The organism is Rhodococcus globerulus (assembly GCF_019334125.1).
Taxonomy (GTDB): Bacteria; Actinomycetota; Actinomycetes; order Mycobacteriales; family Mycobacteriaceae; genus Rhodococcus_F; species Rhodococcus_F globerula.
The window spans coordinates 6,579,100-6,603,512 of record NZ_CP079698.1; the positions used below are offsets into that span (position 1 = coordinate 6,579,100).

The window sequence follows — 24,413 nt, forward strand, 5'->3', positions numbered from 1 at the left end:
CTCGAGCTTTTGTTTCATGCGTGGTGGGGTCTCATTTTGCGGACCCACGAAGCGTTTCGACACTCGCCGCAGCACCTCGACCGTCCACTACGACACCGCAGCCGTCTAAACTAACCCGGCAAAGGTTCCTCGACGTTTAGGACGCACTGACCAATGGCTGACGCTACCGCCCCGATCATCCCCGCCGATCTCAAGCCCGCTGACGGACGCTTCGGCTGCGGTCCTTCCAAGGTTCGCCCCGAGCAGCTGCAGTCCCTGGTCGACGTGGGCGCTTCGGTCTTCGGCACCAGCCACCGCCAGAAGCCGGTCAAGAACGTTGTCGCCAGCGTTCGTTCCGGTCTCGCCGACCTGTTCTCCCTCCCCGAGGGATACGAGGTTGTCCTCGGCAACGGCGGAACCACCGCGTTCTGGGATGCCGCTGCATTCGGCCTCATCCGCGAGAAGTCGCTGCACCTGACCAACGGCGAGTTCAGCTCCAAGTTCGCTTCGGTCGCCAAGGCCAACCCGTTCATCGGTGACCCGATCGTCGTCTCCGCTGATCCGGGCAGCGCACCGGCGCCGGTCTCCGACCCGTCTGTCGACCTCATCGGCTGGGCACACAACGAGACCTCGACCGGTGTTGCGATCCCCGTCTCCCGCCCCGCCGGTTCGGAGAACGCCCTGATCGCCATCGACGCCACCTCGGGCGCCGGCGGACTGCCCGTCAACGTCGCCGATTCGGACATCTACTACTTCGCTCCGCAGAAGTGCTTTGCTTCGGACGGTGGACTGTGGATCGCACTGATGAGCCCGGCCGCCCTCGAGCGTGTCGCAGAGATCAAGGATTCGGGACGCTGGACCCCCGACTTCCTGTCCTTGCCCATCGCCGTGGACAACAGCTCCAAGGATCAGACGTACAACACTCCGGCACTGGCAACGCTGCTGCTCTTCGCCAACCAGATCGAGTGGATGAACAGCAACGGAGGCCTCGACTGGGCCACCGCACGCACCGCCGACTCGTCCTCACGCCTGTACAACTGGGCCGAGGCCAGCGAGTTCGCAACGCCGTTCGTCGCTGATCCGGCACACCGCTCGCAGGTTGTCGGCACCATCGACTTCAACGACGACGTCGACGCAGCCGAGGTTGCAAAGATCCTGCGCGCCAACGGAATTGTCGACACCGAGCCGTACCGCAAGCTCGGCCGCAACCAGTTGCGCGTCGGCATGTTCCCGGCCATCGACCCCGAAGATGTCACCGCTCTCACCAAGAGCATCGACTGGGTCGTCTCGCAGCTCGGCTGAGCCACGCCTGTAGTTCTCGTATCACGCCGCCAGCCTCGACTCCATCCGCGAGTCGAGGTCGGCGGCGTGATTGCGTCGATATCCGTACGCGACCGGTCTGCCGGGAGTGTCCTGCCGGGCTGGTCATCACAAATGAATTACAGTTGACTGCGGCGCAAAGTCGCGAGCCGGCGCGATAAGGGAGGTCAATGTGCGAGAGCTTCGAGTGATCGGACTTGAACCCGATGGATCGCATGTGGTGTGCGCCGACGCCGAAACCGGCCAAAAATTTCGACTCCCTGCCGACGACAAACTGCGCGCAGCGTGCCGGGGTGATGTAGCTCGACTCGGCCAGATCGAGATCGAAAACGAAAGCCAGCTCCGCCCCCGCGAAATCCAGGCCCGTATCCGATCCGGCGCTTCCGTCCAGCAGGTCGCCAAGGAAGCCGGCATCCCGGTCAGCAAGGTCGAGCGCTACGCATACCCCGTCCTTCTCGAACGCTCCCGAGCAGCAGAAATGGCGCAGGGTGGGCACCCGATCCGTGACAACGGACCCACCGTGCCGACGCTCGCGGAAATCGTGACTCACGCATTTCGTGCCCGCGGCCACACCATCGACGACGCCACGTGGGATGCCTGGCGCGACGAGGACAATCACTGGGTGGCTCAGCTGCAATGGCAGGCCGGGCGCAGCACCAACGCCGCACATTGGCGCTATCAGCCGGACGCGCACGGTGGAACCATCGTCGCGCTCGACGACACTGCATTCGACTTGATCGATCCGGATTTCGGCCGCCCACTGCGCGGTCTGGCACCGGTGGTCTTCGAGCGTCCCGAACTGTCACGGATCGATAACAACTTCGAACCGGACGAAGAAGTCAACCCTGAAGCCGAGACTCACGACGCTGTCACGGTTGTCACCGAAATACCCCCCGTCGCGGAAATCCCGGCTCGGGTAGACACTCCGACTAGCGTAGAGACTCCGGCTCGCATGGAGACTCCGACGGTCAAGGCAGAGGTCGAAGCCGAGCCCGAGCCGCAGATAGAAGAAGAAACCCCGGAACCTGCCGAAGACGTCACGCCCAAGGCAGCGCCGCAACAATCGTCGACCAAGGACAAGCGCGGAAAGCCCGCCCTTCCGTCATGGGACGACGTTCTCCTCGGTGTGCGTAGCAGCGGCCGCTGACGCTCCCGCCCGGAGCGGACCGGAGGCAAGATTACCGGCCGATTCGTCGTATTCTTCTAAGCAGCGAGGGTTCAGGAGAGAGGGCGATCGGTGGCTGCACGTGTATCAACAATTTGGTTTGTCGACAACAATGACGTTCGCGCTGAACTGAGTTTGTACCCGCAGCCCGACCAGGCCGCGGCACTCGCGATCGCGCAGCGACTACACCCCGGCAAAGAGTTCGAGTCTCTCGGCCCACACCCGCTGTCGATCGCTGCGACCGTACAACCCGGCTATCTCTTCATCGGCACCTACGAGAACATCAGCGTCGTCGCCAGCGCAGAGTTGAGCGCGTGCCTTCCGTCGGAACTTCCTGAGTCCTGGCTACTTTCGCCGCACGCGCCGCTCACCTTCCTGGTCAGCTCGTCACCCGACCGCGCGCAAGGGTCCTTTGCCATCTGGGAAAACGGCCAGCTGCGACGCTCGTTCAGCGCACTCCCGATCGACATCGTCGAGAACATCGGCATCCCACAGACTTGGGAGTTGCCCTACTGGTCGGGCAAGCACCCCTTGCGTTACCCCCCAGGCATTTTGCCCGATCCGCAAGCACTGCCGTTCCACCCCCAGCAGTTCGCCGAGGCCGCCAACGCGGAATGGCTGGGATTCCGATACACGGGTGCGCCGCACGAGGGCGATCTCGACAAGACTCAAATCCTGTTGTGGGGATTCAAGATTCACCAGAAGTCGGAAGCCCCGAAGGCGACGGTGCCGACAACCGAGCAGCCTGAGCAGGCTGAGCAGGCGCAGCAGGCAAAGCCCAAGCCTCCAGCACCAGAGCCAGTTGAGATCCCACAATCAGCTCCGACACCCGTTCCGCCGGCAAAACCGGTTGCTGTTGCGCCCGAACCAGATCCACCGATAACAGAACCGAAGGCAAGGGAACCGAAGCCCCCGACACCCGTCGCAGCTGAGCCCCCTCAACCTGATTTCACCGACGCGCCGGAAGTCCCCCGGGCTCAAATTCCTGAGGCTCCAACTGCTGAGGCTCCAACTCCCGAGCCGAAGAAGCGAAGCCGACTGGCCCGATACTTCGGCTTCCACTGAGATTCAGGCGATCGCGGCTATCCACCCCAACGGAATACCCGCTACCGCACCGTAAACCACCCATCGCCAGATGGGGACGGCCCGCCACCGCCACACGGTGGGAGCCAGGCCCGCCACTGCGATGACGTTGACCGCAACGGCAAGAAACACGTTGACGTGTGCCAGGCCCTGGCTGAACGCGCCTACCGCGGCAGTGGACAGCATTGCGGCAAAAATCGATACCGCGACACCGGTAAACCAGGGAGTTCCGGTCGGCATTACTGCCGGGTCCTGACTCGTTCATAGAAGGCCATTGCGGCGGCGGTGGCGACGTTGAGTGAATCCGTACCCGGCGCCATGGGGATTTTGGCGCGAATATCCGTCGCACGCATGGCATGTTCGGTCAGGCCAGGACCTTCGGCGCCGAGCAACAGGGCTACCTTGTCTCCGGTCATCGCTTCGGCCAGCGTCACGGCCTCCGGATTGGGCGTGAGCGAGATGAGCTGAAAACCGTTGCTGCGCAGCTCTTCCAGGTCGTACGGCCACTTCTCGACATGGGCAAACGGAACTCGCAGTACGTGCCCCATGGACACTCGGACCGAGCGGCGGTACAGCGGATCGGCACAGCCCTTTCCGAAAAGTACGGCGTCGACTCCGAGCCCCGCGGCGTTGCGAAACATCGAGCCGAGGTTTTCGTGATCGTTGACGCCTTCGAGAATGGCAATTGTTCGGGCGTCCTGCAGGATTTCCGAGACAGCCAGCGGCGTCGGCCTGGCAGCCGCGGCAAGCACTCCACGATTGAGATGGAATCCGACCACTTCTGCCATCACCTCCGCACTGGTTCGATAGAAGGGAACATCAACACCGTCGAGGTCCTCGGCAAGTTCCTGCAGTCGGCGATCGACTCCGAGGAGACTGATCGGCTCGAAACGCGAGGTCAGCAGTCGCTGGGTGACAAATACCCCCTCCGCGATGACCAAACCCTTTCCTTCGGGGAGGTCGGGTCGGCGATCGGAGGAGTTGAGATCGCGAAAGTCATCCAACCGGGAATCGGCTGGATCTGAGATATCGATGACGTGAACCACGGCTTCTATGGTGCCGTATCGGATGCCGTCCTCAGTCACTGCTCCCGGCTGCGGTGATCAGCGAATCGAAATGGGCGTCGAGCACTTCGGTGATTGCGGCCGGGTTCACCCTCTCCGGATTGTTGACACCGTGCGCGGCAAGCCCGTCGACCAGCGCGTGCAGGCGCATTGCTTCGCTGTCGATGGAACTGCCGGACCGAAGAAAACCTGAATCACTCAACGCCTCGACGAACTGACGGAAGTGCCCGAACAGGGTTCGATCCGTCCGCTCCCGGACCACCGCCAAGTCCGGTTCTGTTCGCGATGCCGCGGCGAATGCCTCCCAGACCTGCATCTCTTCGCGGCGGTCGGCGTCGAGGGGAACAAATTGTTCGGCAAATTGCCGTATCGCCCGCCTGATGTCGGGATCGAACTCGATGCCTGCGATTCGATTCTCGACGCGGACGGAGACCAATTCCATGGCAAAGAGCAAGAGCTCGGATTGAGTCGCGAAGAAGTGCCGCAAGGAGCCCGTGGACATGCCCGCCTCGTCGGCGACGGTACGGACACTGGCGGCCGCCATTCCGTCGCGTCTGATCACACGCCAGACCGCTTCCGCGATCTGTTCACGGCGCTCTTCGGAACTGGGTCGTTTCACCACTTCACAAAACTAACACAGCTGTGCTAGTTTTCAATTACTAACACAGTCGTACTAGAAACGAGTTCCCATGATCGTCACACTCATCGTTGCCTGCGAGATCATGTTCTGGGTTTTCATCGCTGCAGGATTGACTGCTCGGTACCTGTTCCGGAAACCCGGCGTCGGCGCTGGCCTCTTGATCTGCGCTCCCCTGGTCGACGTCGTACTTCTGGTCGCCACAGCCCTCGATCTGCGCGGCGGCGGGCAGGCAAACGCCAGCCACGGACTGGCGGCCGCCTACATCGGTGTATCCATTGCGTTCGGGCACAGCCTCATCTCGTGGGCCGACGCGCGATTCGCCTACCGATTTGCCGGTGGACCGAAGCCCGTCGCGCCTCCGAAATACGGGACGCCGCGAGCGATCCGAGAGTGGCGTGAATTCGGGAAAGCAGCATTGGCCTGGGCCATCTCGTGCGCCCTGCTCGCCGCCGCGATCGTCCTTGTCGGCGACGCCTCTCGCACCGAGGCACTGAGCAGTTGGGTCCGCACACTCACCGTGGTTCTCGCAGTGTGGGGCGCAATCGCCCTCAGCTACACCGTTTTTCCGAAGAGAGAAAAGCTCACGGTGCGCGGTTAGCTTCCACCGCTTGCTCGGTCGCATCACAGACGACGGCAGGACGCAGGTCGAACACGGGCAGGCGTCCGCCGTCGTCGGGCATTTTCAATCGCAGTTTGAGGCCTTCGCTGCGCAGGAGATATACCCCGGCCAGGGAGGCGGACACCAGCGAGATCGTGCCACCGATGATCAACGGTGCCCGCGGATCCACGGCGTCGGCCAACCAACCCAGCATCGGACTGCCAAGTGGGGTGCCACCGAGGAAGCTGAGCATGTAGATACCCATCACCCGCCCCCGCATCTCCGACGGCACCGACATCTGCAGGATGTTCATCGCCGACGTCGTGAAGGTCAGTGTCAGTGCGCCGGTGGGAATCAGCATCAACGCCACCAGGGGGTACGTGGGCATCAACCCGACAGCGATTTCGAAGAGACCGAACGCCGCTGCCGCGCTGAGGAACGTTCGCAGGCGCGGAGCGTCCTTGCGTCTGGCTGCATACGCGGCGCCGGCCAAGGTACCCACAGCGAGTGTGGTGGAGAGCAATCCGTAGGCGTCGGCGCCGCGATCGAACGTGGTACGCGCCATCACCGCGAGGCTGATCGGAAAGTTCAAGCCGAACGTCGAGACCATGAAAACCGACACCATGATGACCCGCAGGTCCTTACGGCCCCACACATATCGGAATCCGTCACGCACCTGCCCCTTGGCGCGCGGCGTCGGTTCCGACGGGATCAATTCCTTCGCATTCATCAGCGCCAATGCGACAAGCACACCACCGAATGTCGCAACGTTGAGCAGGAAAACCCAACCCGTACCGATCAGATTGATCAGCACCCCGGAAATGGCCGGACCGATAATGCGTGCGGTGTTGAAAGTCATGGAGTTCAACGCAATTGCGTTGGACAGATGCTCTTTACCCACCATTTCGATGGTGAACGACTGGCGTACAGGCGCATCCACCGCCGATACACAGCCAAGGGCAAACGCGATCAGATACACGTGCCACAGAGCAACAAACCCGCCGACGTCCAGGACACCCATCACCAGGGCACACAACGCGCTCGCCCACTGCGTGAAGATGAGAATGCGCCGCTTGTCGTACCGGTCGGCGAGGACACCGCCCCACACCGAGAGGAACAGCGTCGGCCCGAACTGCAATGCCATGACGATGCCGACTGCCAGTGCATTACCGTCGGACAGCGTCAGAACCAGCCAGTCCTGAGCGATGCGTTGCATCCACGTTCCGACCAGGGACACGATCTGCCCGGACGCCCAGAGACGGTAGTTTCGGTTGCGGAGTGCGGCAAACATGCCGGATTCGGGGTCACGGGGCACTACCCCATCTTGCTCCTGCGATCATTCGCGTGAGCAACTACCTCACCGCGACACCATGGAAAGCGGTTATTCGGAGGCGCTGACGATCTTTGTGATGATCTCGACAGCACCGCGAAGTGTTGCCAGATCTTCGGCGCTCAAGTCGGAAAGTCGCTCGTTCATCCAAGCCTCACGCGCGTGGGTCTCGTCAGCGAGTAGCGCATTACCTGCGTCGGACAAGCTCACGATGATCTGACGACCGTCCGTGGGATGGGGTGAACGCTGCACCAACCCCAGTTCTGCGAGGGACGCCACCACCCTGGTCATCGACGGCGGCTGCACCTTCTCACGCGCCGCGAGTGCACCTGGGGTCATTGGTCCCTCTTGCGAGAGTGTCGCCACAGCCGAGAGCTGTGTCAGGGATACCTGCGCGTCGGCCCGTCGTCCTCGCAGATGCCTGCTCAGACGCACAACCGCCAATGACAGATCACTGGCGAGCGCTCGAGTTTCGGTGGTCACGCGAGAACAATACGTCAACAACTGGCCGGTAGCCGGGTTATCGGTTACCAGCCAGTTGCAGGTTTACGTCAGTGCGTCGGTAATCGGCCCGACAGTGAAGTACGCGACGAACAGTGCCGCAACGATCCACAGCAACGGGTGGATCTTCTTGGCACCGCCGGTAGCAGCGTGCAGAACCACCCAGGAGATGAATCCGACGCCGATGCCGTTGGCGATCGAGTAGGTGAACGGCATCACGATCATCGTCAGGAACGCGGGAAGCGCAACCGAGAACTGCGTGAAGTCGATGTCACGGACCTGACCGATCATCAGTGCGCCGACGATGACGAGGGCCGGCGCTGCGGCCTCGATCGGCACTACCGAATACAGCGGTGTCAGGAACATCGCGACCAGGAACAGTAGACCCGTCACAACGTTTGCCAGGCCGGTCCGAGCGCCTTCCGCGATACCGGACGCCGACTCCACGAACACCGTGTTCGACGACGCAGACGCGCCACCACCGACGATGGCACCGGCGCCTTCCACGACGAGCGCCTTACCCACATTGGGGAGGTTGCCGTCCTTGTCCGTCAATCCGGCTTCCTTGCCGAGTCCCGTCATCGTGCCCATGGCGTCGAAGAAGTTCGCGAGAACGAGTGTGAACACGAGCAGGCTGGCTGCCAGAACACCGATTCGGGTGAACGCGCCGAAGAGACTGAAGTCCCCGACCAGGCTCAGGTCGGGCATGCCACCGAACATCTCGGGGATCGCGGGAACGCTGAGGTTCCAGCCCTTGGGGTTGGTTCCGAGCGACGGTCCGACCTCTGCAACCGCTTCGATGATCGCAGCCAGGATGGTCGTAGCGATGATGCCGATGAGCAGGCCACCACGAACCTTGCGCACCACGAGCACACCCATGATGAGAACACCGAAGATGAAGACCGCAGTCGGCCACGACGCGATGGAACCGTTGATACCGAGCCCGACGGGGACCGTCGTACCTGCGGCGTCGGGGATCCGACGGACGAATCCGGCGTCGACCAGACCGATGAACGCGATGAACATGCCGATACCGGCGGCAATGGCCGATTTGAGTGCATTGGGAATCGCGTTGAACACGGCGGTCCGGAAACCGGTGAGCGCCAACACGACGATGATGATGCCGTCGATGACCACCAGGCCCATGGCTTCCGGCCACGTGACCTGCGGGGCGATCGTGACGGCGAGCAGGCTGTTGATACCGAGGCCGGCCGCGATCGCAAACGGATAGTTCGCGATGATGCCGAACGCGATGCTCATCAGACCGGCAACCAGAGCGGTGACCGCAGCCACCTGGTTGACCGGCAGAATGTTTCCGAGGACGTCGGTCTTTGCGACGGCGTCATCCGCCGAGAAGCTACCGAGGATCAGCGGGTTGAGAACCACGATGTACGCCATCGCGACAAACGAGACAACACCGCCGCGAACCTCCGTGGAGATCGTTGATCCGCGTTCACTGATCTTGAAATACGTATCGAGAATTTTCCCGGGTGCCGCCATCTTTTTCCCATCGCTGTCATAGGTCGCCGGTGTTCTTGCGCCGCCGTGTGCCGGCGTACGAAGGCCGGTCGCATAAGGGAGAGTAGGGCACAGGGGTACGGGTAGCGTTAATTTTGTGAACGAGACGCCCAACACAACAACCGTTATCGACCGTTTGTCCGCACCGGCGCCGGCTCTCGTCGTCGGCACGCTGGCGTGGGTGGTCGCAACAGCCGTGGTCCTCCTCAGCGGTGATCGCTGGTCGGGAGCACTGCCCATCTGTTACGCCGGGATCGGCGTCGGATTCCTCGGCTACAGCCTCTTCTGGCTCCAACGCCGCGCTGCCCGCCGAGGCCGTCGAGGTGCCCAACAGGGCGCCGGACTGCTCTGAGAAGCGATCAGACCGGCTGTGGTTCGCGGCGGCGCTGTCGCGAGCGAGAGGTTCCCAGGATCCACACACCCGCCCAGATGACACCGAACGCCCACCCTGCCAGGACGTCCGTCATCCAGTGCGCCGCGAGGTAGACGCGGGAAAACCCGACAGCGACGGTGTACAGCGCGAGCGAAACAAGCATCGTGACTCGAACGAGCGACGGCAACGTCAGCCGAACGATCACAGCAGCCACCACCGTCGCAAGAATTGCCGTCATCATGGCGTGCCCGGACGGGAAAGAGTACGAGTCGATCTCGATCAGGCGCTCCGGAACCGGTGGACGGGTTCGCGTGAAAATACGCTTCAACCCACTCATCACCAGCAGTCCGGTCAGCATGGAGCCCGCCACGAGGAGAGCGTCGATGCGCCGACCGCGCATCAACAAGGTGATCGTCAGGACCGTCGAGATGATCCAGGCGGCCAAGGTTCCACCGCTGTCGGTGATGACATCCACCACATCCACAAGCCACGGCGTCCGTTGGTCGACTGCAGAATCAAGTACCCACTGATCGAACGACACTGTTCCCCCCTCATATCCCCTGCGCAGCTGCCCACACACGCATCACGTGATGGATACCGTCACCGTCCACCCACCACGGCACACTCACCGTGGCCTCCACGGCGCCGGTCAACCGGACGGAGAGTTCGTGATGAATCACTACCTCGCCGCCGGGTACTTCCCGTCCGAGCGCCGCAAACATCAGGACCGCGTGCGGCTGCGCCGCCCATGAGCTTCGCACGCCCGTGCTCACGACCTGACCGCCTACGACAGACGATGCCGTCGCGACATCGAGCAAATCCGCCAATGCTTCCGCCGTCTCGAAGCTACCCAGAACAATTCGTTGTGTCGGCAATGCCGGACCGAGCCACGGCCGATCGAGAACCAATGCATCACCGGGGTCGACAAGTTCACCGGACAGCCCACGAACGAAGCTCGGCAAGCTCAACTCGTCCAGATCGAGGACGCGCCGCCGGGAAGCGTCGGCAAGCAAGTGGTGGGTTCGGGCGATGACGGCCGGTGCGGGCATACGCAGTGGATCCGCGAGCCGATCGAGCAACAGCTGAGCCAGTTCCGGATCGTCGACGGTATCGGACGCCAAGACGGAGCTCAGATACTCGCTGCCAGGATGGTCGGCGACATCGAGGAGATCCTCGAACGTGCGATCGTGTGGTGCGCGCAGCAAACCCAGTATCTCGCCGCCCAATTCGGCGTGCGAGCGCAGCCACCACGCCGTGTATCCCCGACGGTCCTCGAGCAGGGTTCTCGTTGCCGGTGACTCCAGCAGCAGGGTCAGCGCATCTGCCCATCGGTTCTCGTCGACCAGGTCGAGGTCACGGACCGCCTCGATGTACTCGGGGTCCTCCCCCAACGTGTCCCACCACTGACCCTCGGAATCGAGATCGTGATCGGGTCCGGACGGCAACTCCTCACGAAAGACGGTGAAACCCCAGCCGACGCCGACGACGCGCAGGGCCTGCTCCCCCACCTGTTCGACAAAGCTCGGCTGCACCGTGCCAAAAGGTGAGTCGTCGACCAGGACAGTCGCCAGTGGTGCGCCGGGCAGGAGCAACTGGTCCGCGGAGCACAGCTCTCCGTCCGAATCCGGTAGCAGCACTTCGCCGATCCATGACGGCGCGGCGCCGGGCGCGACATGCGCGGCGAGCGAAAGAACAGTCGACGCCAATTCCGTTGCTACGGAATCATCTTGGTCGGCAGCATCCTCGATCAGCGCGCGCAACGCCGGGTCGGACAACAGATCCGTCGCCGTGGCGCTCGTTGCGCCCAGACGCGAGAGCAGGGGGTGCGATGCCTGCGGGTGTACAAGCCGGGTCCAGGGCACCGGCGGCACCGAATCGCCGAGTTCGGTACCGAGAACCACCGTTCGCGGACCGGTGACAATTCGTCCGTCCGACAGCGGAACCGGTAGCGTACCAAGCTCTTCCACCGCCAGAGCATCGACGACCAACGGCTCGAGCGCCGCGTACAGCCGGTACCACCACGACGGCTCCTGATCGAGTCCGCTGAGCAGTTCCGCGATGCGCGCCAACCCGATCCGATGTGTCGACACCGCCGCCAAAGCCCGCTCATGGCGAGGTCCGGAAAGTTCGGGAACAACCAATCCGCCGATGACGTCGGTGAGCAATTCCGCCAAATCGTCGGTGAGACCAGGAACAACCGATGCCCGCTGCGGCGCCCGGTCAGGTTCCCCCACAACCGGAAGCCAGGCCTTTTCCTGAAGTACCTTCAGAAGCGCTTCCCGCAGAAGGGAATCCACTTCACTTCGCGCAAAAGCCGGAACGGGCACAAGCGCTGTGCGCTGATCGGCAGGCAACGCACCGACAAAATCCGCATAGCCCTCTGCCAGCGCGGCAATCGACGCGCCTGGCAGTATCCGTCGCCGATCCGGTTGCATTGCAATATCCGCGACGACAAGCGCCGGGACGGACAACTCCTCGTCGGATCGCGTCGGCGCCCGCAGTACGTCTTCGGCGACCGGTGCGACTACTCCGTTTTTCACCGGAACTATCCAGCGGGCCTTGGCGCTCTGGTACTGCCACCACACCTGCGTGCCGATCGAGATTTCGGTCAGCCCGGAGTCCAGTAGACGCTCGGTACGCTCAAAGATTTTGTTGCCCAGCCGAATAGACGTCAAACCCGGTAGCTCGAGGAGCAGATCCACGGCTTCACGTGCCATCCGAGACAACAGGGCGCCGCCGTCGACGTCGTCGCGGAGCGTGAGCACTACCTCCGAATCTGCGCCGGCGCGTGGCGACGCCTCCGACGGCCACACCAGACGCAGGGCCGGCACTCCCGACTCCGGAACCTTCAGACCGGCCTTCTCGATCTCGCTTCGAGTTTCCTTGGCGGAGAATCGAATCGAACCCGAAGTCGACCGCAGCTCGAGCTCGTCACTGACCGACCGAACGGCGGAAAATCCGACGCCGTAGCGCCCGACAACACCATCGGTGGAATCGATCTTGCCCGAAGCACGAAGAGCAGTCAGTGCATGAACACCGTCCTCGTCGAGCGGTCGACCGGTATTGGCAACAGTCAGCACCGAACCGTCGAGATCAACCCACAAGGAACCAGGCGCCCTGGCCCGCAGCGCCGCGTCGGCAGCGTTCTGTGCCAGTTCTGTGAGCAACCTGTCGCGGTAACCCGCTGCAGCCAAATCCGATTCAGTGGCCGCGTCCTCGCGCAGACGCGTCGGCGATTCCGCCCACGCGCGCAGCGTGGCGTCGCGGAGCGCGCCGGTCCCGAACGGATCCCCTACTCGGTGGATACCGAACCCGAATCTTCGGTGCCCGCGGCAGACGTGCTCGACATCTCGACGGCTCCGTCGTCGTAGGCGTCGAAAGCCGGAGAGCCGGCGCCGAGCGGAAGGCTGGTGTCGGAATGCGCGCCGCAGCCGTAACTCGCGTGGACGACGCGGCCGTCAGCGGACAGTTCGTTGCCACACACGCCGAACGCGGCGTGCAACGAACCTGCCAGCGGAAGATAGAAGCCGCACAGCCCACAGGTCGACGGCGCTGCCTTCGCCATGTCGGAGTCTGGTCCGAACTCTCCCTCGGACCATCGCGTAGCCGCGTCGAGCCGGCCCTCGAGGCTCATGACCTTCTTGCGTCCTAAACCCAGTTCCAAGGCGACGTCGTCGACCTCCGGGTCGCCGTTCGCGACGTAGCCGGGAACCAGTCGCGGATCCTGCGCCGGCGGAGCCAGCAGGTCGCCTGGCGACAGGTCTCCGGGACGAATCCGCTGATCCCATGGAAGCCACTCGGGCGCAACCAGTGCGTCCGGTCCGGGCAGCAACGCCAGCTCGCTGATGGTGGCGCGAGTATCGTCTGGACCTGCGGCAACAACAACAGCCCACTGCCACCCGCGGTAGCCGGGAAGGTCTGCTGCAAAACGATGGGTAGCGGCGAATTCATCCTCCGACGTGACGCCGAGGTATGCACCGACTCCGCCTTCGCGCAGCTCGACTACAGCTGCTCGGGCAAGATCGACGGCATCGGCCAGTACGGGGCGCGGCACTGCACGCTCAGGAGAAGTAGCAACACTCACTCCTCCAGTTTGCCGCACCACCACAAGTACGCAACGCACAGGGCTGCGATGCTGGACGGATGAGTAGGTCACGCGCCGGTTTCATCAGCATCGCCTCAGCGCTCGCAGTGATCACATCGGGTGTTGCGGGGTGCTCGACAACGGATGAGGGAACGCCCGATTCCGGGGCCGACAACTTTCCTCGACAGCTCTCCGCCGAGGTGATCGAGGTCTACGACCACGACGGCGGGGCCTTCACCCAGGGGCTCGAGATCGACGGAGACAGACTGTACGAAAGCACCGGGCGCATCGGAGAATCGTGGGTGCGCTCGACGCAGTTCGACGGCACCCCGGTCTCCGGTCCCGATATTGCCCGTGCCGAGTTGCCGCCTCCACTGTTCGGTGAGGGCATCACCGTGATCGGTGACGACCTGTGGCAATTGACGTGGAAGAACGGCGTCGCGATTGTCCGCGACAAGGACACTCTCACCGAGCGCGGCCGATTTCCGCTCACCACCGAGGGCTGGGGGATCTGTGCATTCGAGAATCAGTTGGTCACCAGCGACGGCACGTCGACGCTGATGTTCCGCGATCCGGACACATTTGCGGTCACCGATTCGGTGGAGGTCACTCGCGGCGGTCAGCCGGTCGCAGATCTGAACGAACTGGAATGCGCCGACGACGGAACCATCTACGCAAACGTCTGGCAGACCGACACAATCGTTGCGATCGATCCAGCTGACGGGCACGTGAGCGGCGTGATCGATGCATCACCGCTGCGCAGCCGCCTTGATACCAACGGATCCGCCAACCCGGTCGACGTCCTCAACGGAATCGCCCAGATACCCGGAACCGACCGTTTTCTCCTGACCGGAAAGTATTGGCCACAGATCTTCGAAGTTCGATTTGTCGAGTGATTTCCAACTTTCCCCTCGACTCGTCAGGGGTGTGCGTGGTCGCAGATCACGGACTAGGACAGAATTGAGTGGTGACCGGACCGCGCGAACCCTACGACCCCGATACCCGGCGAATTCCCGACGAATCCGCAGGGCAGACTTTGCATCCCGGTTACGACAATTACCCACCGGCGACGCGGCCGTCGGCGCGTCGCGCGCCGTTACCTCCGCTTCACCCGATCCCCGGCTCCCGTGACGACGCCGGCGATGGCGACGAGGCCAGAAGTTCGGGCTCGAAGAGCAGTTCCGACGCGCCCAAAGCCCCGCCGATGCCCCGCAAGCTCACGGTCACGCGAGTGGCCGCGATGCGCAGCCGGGAACTGACGAACAAGGGCATCGCTACGTTCCAGCGCGCCGCAAAAGCCGACGGCGCGGACAAGTCCGGCCTTACCGCGTTGACGTACGCGGTGATGACCAACAACGCGACCGACGCAGCTCTCGCGGTGGCCTTGGCAAATACCCTGTTCTTTTCCGCTGCCACTGGCGAGGACAAAACGAAGGTCGCGCTCTATCTCCTGATCACCATCGCTCCGTTTGCGGTTATCGCTCCCCTCATCGGACCGATGCTCGACCGATTGCAGCGGGGCCGCCGAATCGCACTGGCGGCGTCGTTCGGACTTCGTACCGTGCTGGCGCTGATCCTCGTGTTCAACTTCGACAGTTGGATTCTGTATCCGGCTGCCCTCGGCATGATGGTGCTCAGTAAATCGTTCTCGGTACTCAAGAGTGCGGTGACTCCACGTGTACTGCCACCGGAAATAGACCTGGTCAGGGTCAATTCTCGGCTCACCGTGTTCGGGTTGATCGGTGGAACCATCGGTGCGGGCGCTGTGGCCGGCGCACTCGCACTCGCCTTCAAATCGCCGGGTGCCCTCTGGTTCGCCGTGGTCGTGACGGTGTTCGGCGCCTACCTGAGCATGCGCATTCCGTCGTGGGTCGAGGTGACCGAAGGCGAAGTTCCCGCCACCATCACCTATCACCCGGACGAACAACACACAGCAGGCGGCGGACGCGCTTCGGGCATCAAGAGCGCAAAAGTGCGTCAGCCGCTCGGACGCGCGGTCATCATCGGGCTGTGGGGCAACGGCACCATTCGCGTTCTCACCGGCTTCCTCACGTTGTACATAGCGTTTGTCGCCAAATCCAAAACGGACCACGAGCCGTTGCAGCAAGCAATGATGCTCGGCCTGGTCGGCGCTGCCGCAGGGCTGGGCAACTTCGGTGGCAATGCTGCCGGTGCGCGACTCAAACTGGGGCGACCGGCCCTCGTCGTCCTTCGGTGCACCGCGTCGGTGTGGATCATCGCCGTCATCGCGGCTTTGACCGACAACTTGCTGACGGCCGCGCTCGCGACACTGATCGCGTCCGCGGCGAGCGCCTTGGCCAAGGTCTCTCTTGACGCGTCGCTGCAGCACGATCTGCCCGAGGAATCTATTGCGTCCGGTTTCGGTAGATCCGAAACCGTCCTCCAGCTCAGTTGGGTGCTGGGCGGGGCGTTGGGCGTTCTGCTGCCTACTGAATACTGGATCGGGTTCACTGTTGTCTCGGTGTTCTTGACGATCGGTCTGCTGCAGACGTTCCTGAGTTACCGAGGCAGCTCACTTCTGCCCGGGCTCGGTGGCAAGCGGCCTGATCTGGCCGAGCAAGAAGTGACCGAAGTGATCTACACCGGCAAATCCGATCGAGGACAAGGAAGTACTCCGCAGTGATCATGCGCGCAAGAACAAAGAAGATCGTGGCAGCGGTCAGTGTCCTGATGGTGGTGGCGCTGGTTGCCTACGTCTCGGTTCTGGTCGTGATCATCAAGAACATCAACGACGAGCCCGATGGGCTCCCGCAGATCACCGCGTACGCGCACGGTCGCACCATCGAGACTCAGCCTGCCGGGTTCTGCACGATCGACCTGTCACAGTGCGCGCAGATCGGCGATGTGTACGAACTCGACGTGCCCGAGGGATACCCGTTGCAGTTGTCGTTGTCGAAGGAAGTCTCGGACGCCGAGTGGGCGATGCTGGCAGTCTACGAAGACGCCGACGGCAATCAGACCGGTGAGCCTCGCTTCTTCAGGGCCGGTGAATCGTTGGCAGTCACCGTCGAAGCCGAACCCGAGAAGCAACTGGTGGGAGTGGAGATCCACCTTGCTGTCGGCGAAGGTAGCGAGCAGGGGCTACTGATCTGGTCGATCAAGACAGCCTGACCGCTGACATACAAAATGCCCTGCACGTCCCGAGAGGAGTGCAGGGCATTTTCTTGTCTCGTACCGATCAGCTGTCGAGCTCACGCGCCACGGCGCGGACAACCTCGGAGATCCGCTGCGCGGTCTTGCGGTCGGGGTACTTGCCGTTGCGCAGGTCAGGCTGAACCTTGGCCTCGAGCAGCGTGATCATGTCTTCGACCATGCCGTGCAGTTCGTCCGGGGTGTGCTTGCGGACAACCGGCTCACGTCGCTGCGCCGATGCGCCGCGCAGCGACGGGGCAGGCTCGAGCACCTTCAGACTCAGCGCCTGCGGACCGCGTCGACCGGCAGCCATACCGAATTCGACTTTCTGGCCAGCTTTCAGACCCTCCACACCTTCGGGAAGGGCAGACGCACGTACATAGACATCCTCCCCCTCCTCCTGCGACAGAAAGCCGAAACCCTTTTCGACGTCGTACCACTTCACCTTGCCGGTTGGCACCGCGTTCACCCGCTCATCACTCGTCTGGGACTTGCGTCCCACTACTTTCGGAAGGCTCGCGTACGAGCCTCGATGGTCCTGCTCACATCACCCCGGACGAAGTAAACGACTCCGGTCGAAGAATGCAAAAGAACGCGCCCCGAACTTGCTTGACGGGACGCGCAGTCGCCTCACAGTCTACCTGTGACGAACCGGTCTCGGCACCCACGTTTGCTGGGCACTACCCTTGTAGATGTGGACACTCAACCGAACCCGAGCACTTCCGGCACCGGAAACGGCTTGTTTCGAGTCGCGATGGGGTTGTTTTTCATCGGGCTCCTCGCGCTCGTCGCGATCTTCGCGATCAACATCTTCAGCGACACACCGCCGGGGTTGGCGCTGTACTTGATCTCCTTGGCGTGTCCGGTCGGTTTTCTGCTGGCCATCGTCTACACCTTGAGGGCGGGTCGTCGCGCCCGCTGATCTCCCGTCACCCCAACCGAAAGGTCACCGACCATGAGACTTCTCCTGAACGTAATCTGGCTGGTCTTCGGTGGATTCTGGTTGGCCTTGGGTTACTTCGCGGCAGGCATCATCTGTTGCATTCTGATCATCACGATCCCCTTCGGTATCGCCGCGTTCCGAATCGGCATCTATGCCCTCTGGCCGTTCGGTAAGACCGTCGTCGACAAGCCGACTGCTGGTGTCGGTTCAATGGTCGGCAACGTCATCTGGGTGATCATCGCCGGTATCTGGCTGGCGATCGGCCACATTGTCACGGCGGTGGCAATGGCAATCACGATCATCGGCATCCCCTTGGCCGTCGCGAACCTGAAGATGATTCCGATCTCGCTGATGCCTTTGGGCAAGGAGATCGTCGACGTCAATCGCGTGAACTACGCATAGCTTCCAATCCCCCACCGATAACGGTGTGACCTTCATCACATTACGGGTGGATAACGGAATAGCCACAAGAGAACCTTCGCTGCGGAATCCTTCACTACCTGGGAAGAGTCCCCTGCGCTTTCGCGGCGGGTTTGTATCCCATTCGGCGCGCCGCGTTATCAAATGGTGACATGAGCGGTGAGAGCCGTTACCGTGAATTCCGGCCGGGAAACTCCGGCCACCTCCGGCCCGCCGCGCCAAACCTTGTCCCGCGGGTACCGGAACTTCCCACTTTCGAGCATTCCAGGGACAAGGACGGGGGACCCAAAGTCCTCTGTGAGAGCAGAAATGTTCTCCACCTGACACCGGTTCGACAAGCAACACATTCGAACCTTGGGGTGAAGCCAGACCCTTTCCAGCCAGGAAAGGCGAGGCCGGGCAACCTCTCAGCCCGAACCCGACAGCTGACCTCGCAGGCGCGTGTGGAGAGGAAATTCACGATCATGAGCGGACGCCATCGCAAGCCCACCACCGCAGGCCGCACTGTCGCCAAGGTCGCCGTCACCGGCGCCATCATGGGTGTAGCAGGAATCGCAGCCACAGGTACCGCCAGCGCTGCCCCCGATTCCGACTGGGATCGCCTCGCACAGTGCGAAGCGGGCGGCAACTGGGCCATCAACACCGGCAACGGCTACCAGGGCGGATTGCAGTTCTCCCCCAGCACGTGGAACGCACACGGCGGCGGCGAGTACGCAGCCACCGCAAACAACGCCACTCGCGAGCAGCAGATCGTTGTTGCCGAGCGCGTCCTGGCCAACCAGGGATGGGGCGCTTGGCCGTCCTGCTCCTCGAGCCTCGGCCTGAGCAGCGGCGCAACGCAGCGGTCCGCTCCGGCCACGACGCCGGCCGCACCCGCCGCACCGGCACAGCAGGTCGCTCAGACCGTCGCACATCCGGTCTCCGACGCAATCGATCAGGCCATTGCATTCGCCGAGGCCAACGGCATCGTCGTCGATCCCCAGATCCTTGCAGCAGCAGACACCGCGAAGTCTTTCCTGAAGTAGGACTGCGAACTGCGCGTTCCGCTCGAACGCACCCAGCTACGAAGAAGGCCCGCACCGATTCGGTGCGGGCCTTCTTCGCGTAGTGGATCTAGCGATTGATGACGGTGTACGGATGGATGTAAGGAAGTGACTCCACCGGTAACGGGAAGGTGGTGTCCTCGCCGAACGGTGAAAGTCCACCGGAGCGGGTCGATGACAATTCGGTCACTGCGTGATCTCCGTCTGCAGTTTCCGGCCATCCTGGATCTACATAGTGCTGCTTCGAATTGTTGGCCACGAAGCCATTTTGACAGGACTCCGTTACGCCGTACATACCAGGTCTCTAATCTGATACCTGATGACCGAAATACGTGGCACCCAGGCGGGCACTTCCGGAGCCGACAGTTTGACCGAATGGCTGTCGGCGCGCACTGACGCCGAGCTGACGGAACTACTGCGTTTGCGGCCGGATCTCGCTGTGCCGCCGCCGAGCACGATGGTGGTGCTCAGTGGACGCGCACAGCAACGCGCGTCGGTCGGTAGAGCAGCCGACGAGCTGGACACACTGGACTTCGGACTTCTCGAACTGCTGGCGCTCGCCGGCGCCGAGGAAACCCCCATGACGCGCGCGGAATTGAACGACGCGCTCGCTGCCCGCGCCCTCACCGGTAAGGGCAAGGTCACCAAGAAGGCAGTCGATGCCTCGCTTGCGAAGGTGCGGGCCTATGCGCTCATCTGGGGCACGGATCCGATCAGCATCGTCCCCGCTGCCATCGACACCATCCCTTGGCGACTGGGCCGCGCCCTCGAGCCCGCCGAGTCCATGTCGGAAGCCGAGATCACCGCGGCGCTCAATTCGCTCGGCGAACGTGAACGCGGTCTGCTCGAGACGCTGGCCAACTCGAGCCCCATCGGCCGAACCCGCGACGCGGCTCCGGAAACGCCAGCAGATCGTCCTGTGCAGAAACTCTTGGCGGCCGGCCTGCTCCGGTGGTTGGACGAGCAGACGGTGGAGTTGCCGGCGACGGTACGTCAGGTTATCCGCGGCGAACCGGTCTTCGATCCGACAACGCTCACCGCGCCGGTGATCACCGGCGACAAACTCAAACCTGCCGACGTCAATGCGGCGGCCGCGGGCGAAGCCCTCGAGTTGGTTCGCCAGAGCGAAAACGTGATCGCCGTTCTCGGGGCCGCACCTGCCCCGGCGTTGCGCGCCGGTGGACTCGGAGTGCGTGAACTACGACGTATCGCGAAGGCCGCGGACCTCGACGAGAGTCGGCTCAATCTTGTGGTCGAACTCCTCGCCGCCGCCGGATTGATTGCCAGCGACACCCCCGACCCCGCCCCGGCGTCCGACACCGCGGACGACTACTGGACCCCGACGATAACGGTCGACGGTTGGCTCAACGCGACCACGGCCCGCAAATGGGAGGTCTTGGCGTCGGCGTGGATCGATGTCCCCCGAGTCCCCTGGATGATCGGAATGCGCGATCCGTCCGACAAGCCGATCGCCGCGCTGGCGGAGGAGGGCCGCGCACCGTCTGCACCGAGAGACCGGGCGTCGATTCTCGGACTCTTGGCCGAACTCGACAGTGGGCAGAGCGCCTCGCCCGCCGAGGTGAGCCGTTCACTTGCGTGGCGTCATCCCCGACGGAGCGGCCGGCTTCGGACATTTGCAGTCGAAAACACACTTGCGGAGGCGTCGGCTCTCGGATTGGTGGCGCGGGGCGCACTGAGTTCACCTGGGCGGGCGATGCTGCACGGCGGCGACGCCGAAGCCGAAATGGCGGCGGCGCTGCCGAAGCCGATCGACTACATCCTGGTTCAGGCCGACCTGACGTTGGTCGCACCCGGCCCGCTGGTACCTGACCTGCTCGAGCAGGTGACCTTGGTAGCCGATATCGAATCGGCCGGTGCGGCGTCGATGTACCGCATAAGCGAGAGCAGTATCCGCCGAGCACTTGATGCCGGATTGACGGCGACGGAACTGCAGACGATGTTCAGCACGAAGTCCAAAACTCCGGTACCACAATCGCTTTCGTACCTCATCGACGACGTTGCACGCCGGCACGGCCGGTTGCGGGCGGGCGTGGCCGCGTCGTTCATCCGATGCGAGGACGCATCCCTCTTGGCCGAGGTTCTCGCTTCCCCCGTCGCGGAGCCCTTGGCCTTGCGCGCCCTCGCCCCCACGGTGGCGGTGTCCCAGGCACCGCTGCGGGAAGTTCTGGCCGAACTTCGCGCTGCCGGCTTTGCGCCCGCAGGCGAGGATTCGTCGGGTGCCCTCGTCGATCTGCGCCCGCGCGGGGCTCGAATCCCGAACCGTCGCTTGCGGCACGCCACCCGAACGCCGTCGAGTCCGTCGCCGGAACAGCTCGACGCACTGGTGCGAACAATGCGAGCCGGCGACCGCGCTGCCACACCCGGCCGGGGCGGGGTTCGCGCCGACGGATCGCGGGAAAGCAATGCCGCCGCCATCGCGCTGCTCTCGTCCGCAGCCCGCGAGGGAAAGAGCGTCAACATCGGCTACGTCGACGCTCAGGGGGTGGCCACGCATCGCATCGTCGATCCGGTCAGCGTGGGCGGCGGGCAGTTGGACGCATTCGATCCGGCGAGTGGCGCAGTGCGCCGATTCACCTTGCACCGCATCACCTCCGTCAGCCCTGTCGAGTCCGGAAAAAAGTGATCGGAAAAATGCAACTGGCTTTTTTCTGTAAATGAAGTATGGTCGAGGTCAGTTTGTGATTGCCACTTCGAAAAATGAGGAGCGACAATGGCTGACAAGGCGCCGGGTAAGAACATGAAAAAGCCCGCCCAGTCGATCAAGGAACGCCGCGCAGAAAAGCGTGAAAAAGCAGCGGATTCTTCGGAATTGATTCGCAAGAGAAAGCGGAGCTGACGGAAAATACTTTCGTTCTTCTCTCGAGAAGTTTTCATCATGCAAGCCGAGACCGATGCACTCGACTACCTTCACGAGACGTTCGACCAGTTCAGGTCCAGTAGCAGAGGCACAGATCCACGGTCCCGCGGATATGTTGCCGGGATGACACTGGCCGCGGTCTGCGTCCTCGACGAACACGCTCGTCGACCCGGAATTTTGTTATCGGGTCGTTCGTAAAACAAAGGACCCACCGTGAAAAGAACAATCCATGCGCTTGATCGCATTCAAACCAGACTCGAATCAGAACTTGATTCAACTCCCGGTGACAGCGAAAAGAATATCGGTTATCGCTCCGGAATTTCCGAAGCGATAACTCACGTCATGGAAATGCGAAAGTCTGCGGTGGCGCAGAAATAAAAAGTTTCCGCGTCTCCGAAATACGGGGTCAGGAATAGCCGTCAACTGTGCCACGTTGACGTAGGGGTGCCCAAGTGTGGGCACCCCTGTTTGCGTTGTGTATTGCCCGTCACTTGGCGTATTCACCGCGATGGCAGGACAATGGCAGGGTTGCCGCGACACTGCTGCATTCGCTACACGGCTGCACCATCGCATTCGCTACACCAGGAGGACTTCGTGACCGACGGACCGTTGATCGTCCAATCCGACAAGACGCTGCTGTTGGAGGTCGATCACGAGCGCGCCGGCGATGCCAGACAGGCAATCGCACCCTTTGCCGAGCTCGAACGGGCCCCCGAACACGTCCACACGTATCGCATCACGCCCCTGGCCTTGTGGAATGCCCGTGCCGCCGGACACGACGCCGAGCAGGTAGTCGACGCACTGGTCTCGTTCTCGCGGTTCGCCGTCCCGCAGCCCCTGCTGGTCGACATCGTCGACACCATGGCCAGGTACGGACGCTTGCAGTTGGTCAAGAGTCCGGTTCACGGCCTCATCCTGGTCAGCCTCGACCGCGCAGTGCTCACCGAAGTGATGCGGCACAAGAAGATCTCACCGATGCTCGGCGAGAAGGTCGACGACGACACCGTGATCGTGCACCCGAGTGAGCGCGGTCGCCTCAAGCAGATGCTACTCAAGATCGGCTGGCCGGCCGAGGATCTCGCCGGTTACGTAGACGGCGAAGCGCACCCGATCGATCTCGCTTTCGAAGAGGGCCATTGGGAACTGCGTGACTACCAGCAGATGGCGGCGGATTCGTTCTGGGCCGGCGGCTCGGGCGTCGTCGTGCTGCCGTGTGGCGCCGGTAAGACGATGGTGGGCGCGGCAGCCATGGCAAAGGCCAAGGCCACCACACTCATCCTCGTCACCAATACCGTTGCCGGTCGTCAGTGGAAGCGTGAGCTCATCGCCCGCACGTCGTTGACCGAGGAAGAAATCGGCGAATATTCCGGTGAGCGCAAGGAAATTCGACCCGTCACGATCGCGACGTATCAGGTGATCACGCGTCGTACCAAGGGTGAGTACAAGCACCTCGAACTATTCGACTCTCGCGACTGGGGCTTGGTGATCTACGACGAGGTTCATCTGCTGCCCGCGCCGGTGTTCCGCATGACTGCCGATCTTCAGTCGCGTCGTCGCCTCGGCCTCACAGCAACATTGGTCCGCGAGGACGGCCGCGAGGGCGACGTATTCTCGCTCATCGGCCCCAAGCGTTACGACGCTCCGTGGAAGGACATCGAGGCGCAGGGTTGGATCGCGCCGGCCGATTGCGTCGAGGTGCGAGTGACGATGACGGACGCCGAACGCATGTCCTACGCGGTGGCGGAACCGGAGGAGCGCTACAAACTGTGCTCGACGGCGCACACCAAAATTGCTGTCGTGAAGTCGATTCTGGCCAAGCATCCGAATTCGCCGACCTTGGTGATCGGTGCGTATCTCGATCAGCTCGACGAACTCGGTGAAGCCCTGAACGCACCGGTGATCAAGGGATCGACCAAGAACAAGGAACGCGAGATCCTGTTCGATCAGTTCCGTAACGGCGAGATCCAGACGCTGGTGGTGAGCAAGGTCGCGAACTTCTCGATCGACCTTCCGGAGGCGTCTGTCGCCGTTCAGGTTTCGGGAACCTTCGGATCGAGGCAGGAAGAAGCTCAGCGACTCGGGCGCCTCCTGCGACCCAAGCACGACGGCGGTCAGGCGCACTTCTATTCGGTGGTTTCCCGCGACACGCTCGATGCCGAGTACGCGGCACACCGTCAGCGGTTCCTCGCCGAACAGGGCTACGCGTATCGAATCACCGACGCGGACGACCTGTTGGGCCCAGCCATCGGTTGAACACATTTCTATAACAAGTTTCACTAATTAGCTGGACGGACGTCCATATCGCGATAGCGTGCTCCCTG

Annotated in this window: 26 protein-coding genes and 1 riboswitch; of the genes, 15 read left to right on the forward strand and 11 right to left on the reverse strand. The window is 62.7% G+C overall.

Annotated elements, in window-relative coordinates; all coding sequences use genetic code 11:
• The first annotated feature begins 153 nt into the window (after window positions 1-153).
• From serC to KYT97_RS30065, 3 genes are all read left to right on the forward strand, one after another.
• A complete protein-coding gene (serC, locus tag KYT97_RS30055; RefSeq protein WP_033234102.1) occupies window positions 154-1,281 on the forward strand; it encodes a phosphoserine transaminase in 1,128 nt (375 codons plus the stop codon).
• Window positions 1,282-1,471: 190 nt separating this feature from the next.
• A complete protein-coding gene (gene sepH, locus KYT97_RS30060; protein ID WP_095888373.1) occupies window positions 1,472-2,446 on the forward strand; it encodes a septation protein SepH in 975 nt (324 codons plus the stop codon).
• Between the two features lie 90 nt (window positions 2,447-2,536).
• Window positions 2,537-3,529, forward strand: coding sequence for a DUF6928 family protein (locus tag KYT97_RS30065; protein ID WP_072782607.1), 993 nt, complete (start codon window positions 2,537-2,539; stop codon window positions 3,527-3,529).
• Window positions 3,530-3,532: 3 nt separating this feature from the next.
• On the opposite strand, the gene KYT97_RS30070 is transcribed toward KYT97_RS30065, so the two are convergent.
• The 3 genes from KYT97_RS30070 to KYT97_RS30080 are packed head-to-tail and all read right to left on the reverse strand — an operon-like array spanning window position 3,533 to window position 5,230.
• Window positions 3,533-3,787, reverse strand: coding sequence for a DUF2537 domain-containing protein (locus KYT97_RS30070; RefSeq protein WP_033234100.1), 255 nt, complete (start codon window positions 3,785-3,787; stop codon window positions 3,533-3,535).
• Window positions 3,787-4,593, reverse strand: a complete 807-nt coding sequence (locus KYT97_RS30075; protein ID WP_033234365.1) for a TrmH family RNA methyltransferase — start codon at window positions 4,591-4,593, stop codon at window positions 3,787-3,789. The genes KYT97_RS30070 and KYT97_RS30075 overlap by 1 nt, the downstream gene beginning before the upstream one ends.
• 31 nt (window positions 4,594-4,624) lie before the next feature.
• Window positions 4,625-5,230 (reverse strand): TetR/AcrR family transcriptional regulator, encoded by a 606-nt coding sequence (locus KYT97_RS30080; protein WP_080711726.1) that lies wholly within the window; start codon window positions 5,228-5,230, stop codon window positions 4,625-4,627.
• A 70-nt stretch (window positions 5,231-5,300) separates the two neighbouring features.
• Here KYT97_RS30080 and KYT97_RS30085 point away from each other — a divergent pair, with 70 nt between their 5' ends.
• Window positions 5,301-5,849, forward strand: coding sequence for a hypothetical protein (locus tag KYT97_RS30085; protein WP_219111486.1), 549 nt, complete (start codon window positions 5,301-5,303; stop codon window positions 5,847-5,849).
• Here KYT97_RS30085 and KYT97_RS30090 read toward each other — a convergent pair.
• From KYT97_RS30090 to KYT97_RS30100, 3 genes are all read right to left on the reverse strand, one after another.
• Complete coding sequence (locus KYT97_RS30090) at window positions 5,833-7,140, reverse strand: MFS transporter (RefSeq protein ID WP_219113204.1); 1,308 nt, start codon at window positions 7,138-7,140, stop codon at window positions 5,833-5,835. The two genes, KYT97_RS30085 and KYT97_RS30090, sit on opposite strands and share 17 nt — an antisense overlap.
• Before the next feature lie 90 nt (window positions 7,141-7,230).
• Entirely contained in the window at window positions 7,231-7,662 is a 432-nt protein-coding gene (locus KYT97_RS30095) for an Rv0880 family HTH-type transcriptional regulator (protein ID WP_033234097.1), read from the reverse strand.
• 63 nt (window positions 7,663-7,725) lie between these two features.
• Window positions 7,726-9,180, reverse strand: a complete 1,455-nt coding sequence (locus KYT97_RS30100; protein WP_219111487.1) for an NCS2 family permease — start codon at window positions 9,178-9,180, stop codon at window positions 7,726-7,728.
• A 115-nt stretch (window positions 9,181-9,295) separates the two neighbouring features.
• Here KYT97_RS30100 and KYT97_RS30105 point away from each other — a divergent pair, with 115 nt between their 5' ends.
• Window positions 9,296-9,550 carry a DUF2530 domain-containing protein gene (locus KYT97_RS30105; protein WP_092806589.1) on the forward strand — a complete coding sequence of 85 codons (255 nt, stop codon included), beginning with the start codon at window positions 9,296-9,298 and terminating at the stop codon, window positions 9,548-9,550.
• Window positions 9,551-9,557: 7 nt separating this feature from the next.
• Here KYT97_RS30105 and KYT97_RS30110 read toward each other — a convergent pair whose 3' ends face one another.
• From KYT97_RS30110 to KYT97_RS30120, 3 genes are all read right to left on the reverse strand, one after another.
• Entirely contained in the window at window positions 9,558-10,112 is a 555-nt protein-coding gene (locus tag KYT97_RS30110) for a phosphatase PAP2 family protein (RefSeq protein ID WP_033234094.1), read from the reverse strand.
• 10 nt (window positions 10,113-10,122) lie between these two features.
• Entirely contained in the window at window positions 10,123-12,795 is a 2,673-nt protein-coding gene (locus KYT97_RS30115; protein ID WP_219113206.1) for a sacsin N-terminal ATP-binding-like domain-containing protein, read from the reverse strand.
• A 68-nt stretch (window positions 12,796-12,863) separates the two neighbouring features.
• A complete protein-coding gene (locus KYT97_RS30120; protein WP_033234092.1) occupies window positions 12,864-13,676 on the reverse strand; it encodes a DUF3027 domain-containing protein in 813 nt (270 codons plus the stop codon).
• 38 nt (window positions 13,677-13,714) lie between these two features.
• Between KYT97_RS30120 and KYT97_RS30125 the strand changes: the two genes are divergently transcribed.
• From KYT97_RS30125 to KYT97_RS30135, 3 genes are all read left to right on the forward strand, one after another.
• Window positions 13,715-14,551, forward strand: coding sequence for a glutaminyl-peptide cyclotransferase (locus KYT97_RS30125; RefSeq protein WP_219111488.1), 837 nt, complete (start codon window positions 13,715-13,717; stop codon window positions 14,549-14,551).
• A gap of 71 nt (window positions 14,552-14,622) precedes the next feature.
• Window positions 14,623-16,299, forward strand: coding sequence for an MFS transporter (locus KYT97_RS30130; protein ID WP_219111489.1), 1,677 nt, complete (start codon window positions 14,623-14,625; stop codon window positions 16,297-16,299).
• A 2-nt stretch (window positions 16,300-16,301) separates the two neighbouring features.
• Window positions 16,302-16,787, forward strand: coding sequence for a DUF2771 domain-containing protein (locus KYT97_RS30135; RefSeq protein WP_245005967.1), 486 nt, complete (start codon window positions 16,302-16,304; stop codon window positions 16,785-16,787).
• Between the two features lie 67 nt (window positions 16,788-16,854).
• Here the strand turns inward: KYT97_RS30135 and KYT97_RS30140 are convergent, their stop codons facing one another.
• A complete protein-coding gene (locus KYT97_RS30140; protein ID WP_165826321.1) occupies window positions 16,855-17,268 on the reverse strand; it encodes a cold-shock protein in 414 nt (137 codons plus the stop codon).
• A gap of 234 nt (window positions 17,269-17,502) precedes the next feature.
• Here KYT97_RS30140 and KYT97_RS30145 point away from each other — a divergent pair, with 234 nt between their 5' ends.
• The 3 genes from KYT97_RS30145 to KYT97_RS30155 all read left to right on the forward strand — a co-directional run bounded on the left by KYT97_RS30145 (window position 17,503) and on the right by KYT97_RS30155 (window position 19,196).
• The gene (locus KYT97_RS30145; RefSeq protein ID WP_033234089.1) at window positions 17,503-17,730 is read left to right on the forward strand and encodes a membrane protein; all 228 of its coding nucleotides are present in this window, start codon (window positions 17,503-17,505) and stop codon (window positions 17,728-17,730) included.
• 33 nt (window positions 17,731-17,763) lie between these two features.
• Entirely contained in the window at window positions 17,764-18,153 is a 390-nt protein-coding gene (locus KYT97_RS30150) for a YccF domain-containing protein (RefSeq protein WP_045069009.1), read from the forward strand.
• A gap of 254 nt (window positions 18,154-18,407) precedes the next feature.
• Window positions 18,408-18,627: riboswitch (cyclic di-AMP (ydaO/yuaA leader) on the forward strand.
• A gap of 8 nt (window positions 18,628-18,635) precedes the next feature.
• Entirely contained in the window at window positions 18,636-19,196 is a 561-nt protein-coding gene (locus KYT97_RS30155) for a transglycosylase family protein (RefSeq protein WP_033234087.1), read from the forward strand.
• 88 nt (window positions 19,197-19,284) lie between these two features.
• Here KYT97_RS30155 and KYT97_RS30160 read toward each other — a convergent pair whose 3' ends face one another.
• On the reverse strand, window positions 19,285-19,473 hold the full coding sequence (locus tag KYT97_RS30160; RefSeq protein ID WP_033234086.1) for a hypothetical protein: 189 nt from the start codon (window positions 19,471-19,473) through the stop codon (window positions 19,285-19,287).
• 60 nt (window positions 19,474-19,533) lie between these two features.
• Between KYT97_RS30160 and KYT97_RS30165 the strand changes: the two genes are divergently transcribed.
• The 4 genes from KYT97_RS30165 (at window position 19,534) to KYT97_RS30175 (ending at window position 24,345) form a co-directional block, all read left to right on the forward strand.
• Complete coding sequence (locus KYT97_RS30165; protein WP_219111491.1) at window positions 19,534-21,858, forward strand: helicase-associated domain-containing protein; 2,325 nt, start codon at window positions 19,534-19,536, stop codon at window positions 21,856-21,858.
• A gap of 87 nt (window positions 21,859-21,945) precedes the next feature.
• The gene (locus KYT97_RS31145) at window positions 21,946-22,071 is read left to right on the forward strand and encodes a hypothetical protein (protein WP_254922770.1); all 126 of its coding nucleotides are present in this window, start codon (window positions 21,946-21,948) and stop codon (window positions 22,069-22,071) included.
• A 234-nt stretch (window positions 22,072-22,305) separates the two neighbouring features.
• Window positions 22,306-22,470 carry a hypothetical protein gene (locus KYT97_RS30170; protein ID WP_165826323.1) on the forward strand — a complete coding sequence of 55 codons (165 nt, stop codon included), beginning with the start codon at window positions 22,306-22,308 and terminating at the stop codon, window positions 22,468-22,470.
• Window positions 22,471-22,686: 216 nt separating this feature from the next.
• Complete coding sequence (locus tag KYT97_RS30175; protein WP_033234083.1) at window positions 22,687-24,345, forward strand: DNA repair helicase XPB; 1,659 nt, start codon at window positions 22,687-22,689, stop codon at window positions 24,343-24,345.
• The last annotated feature ends 68 nt before the right edge of the window (window positions 24,346-24,413 follow it).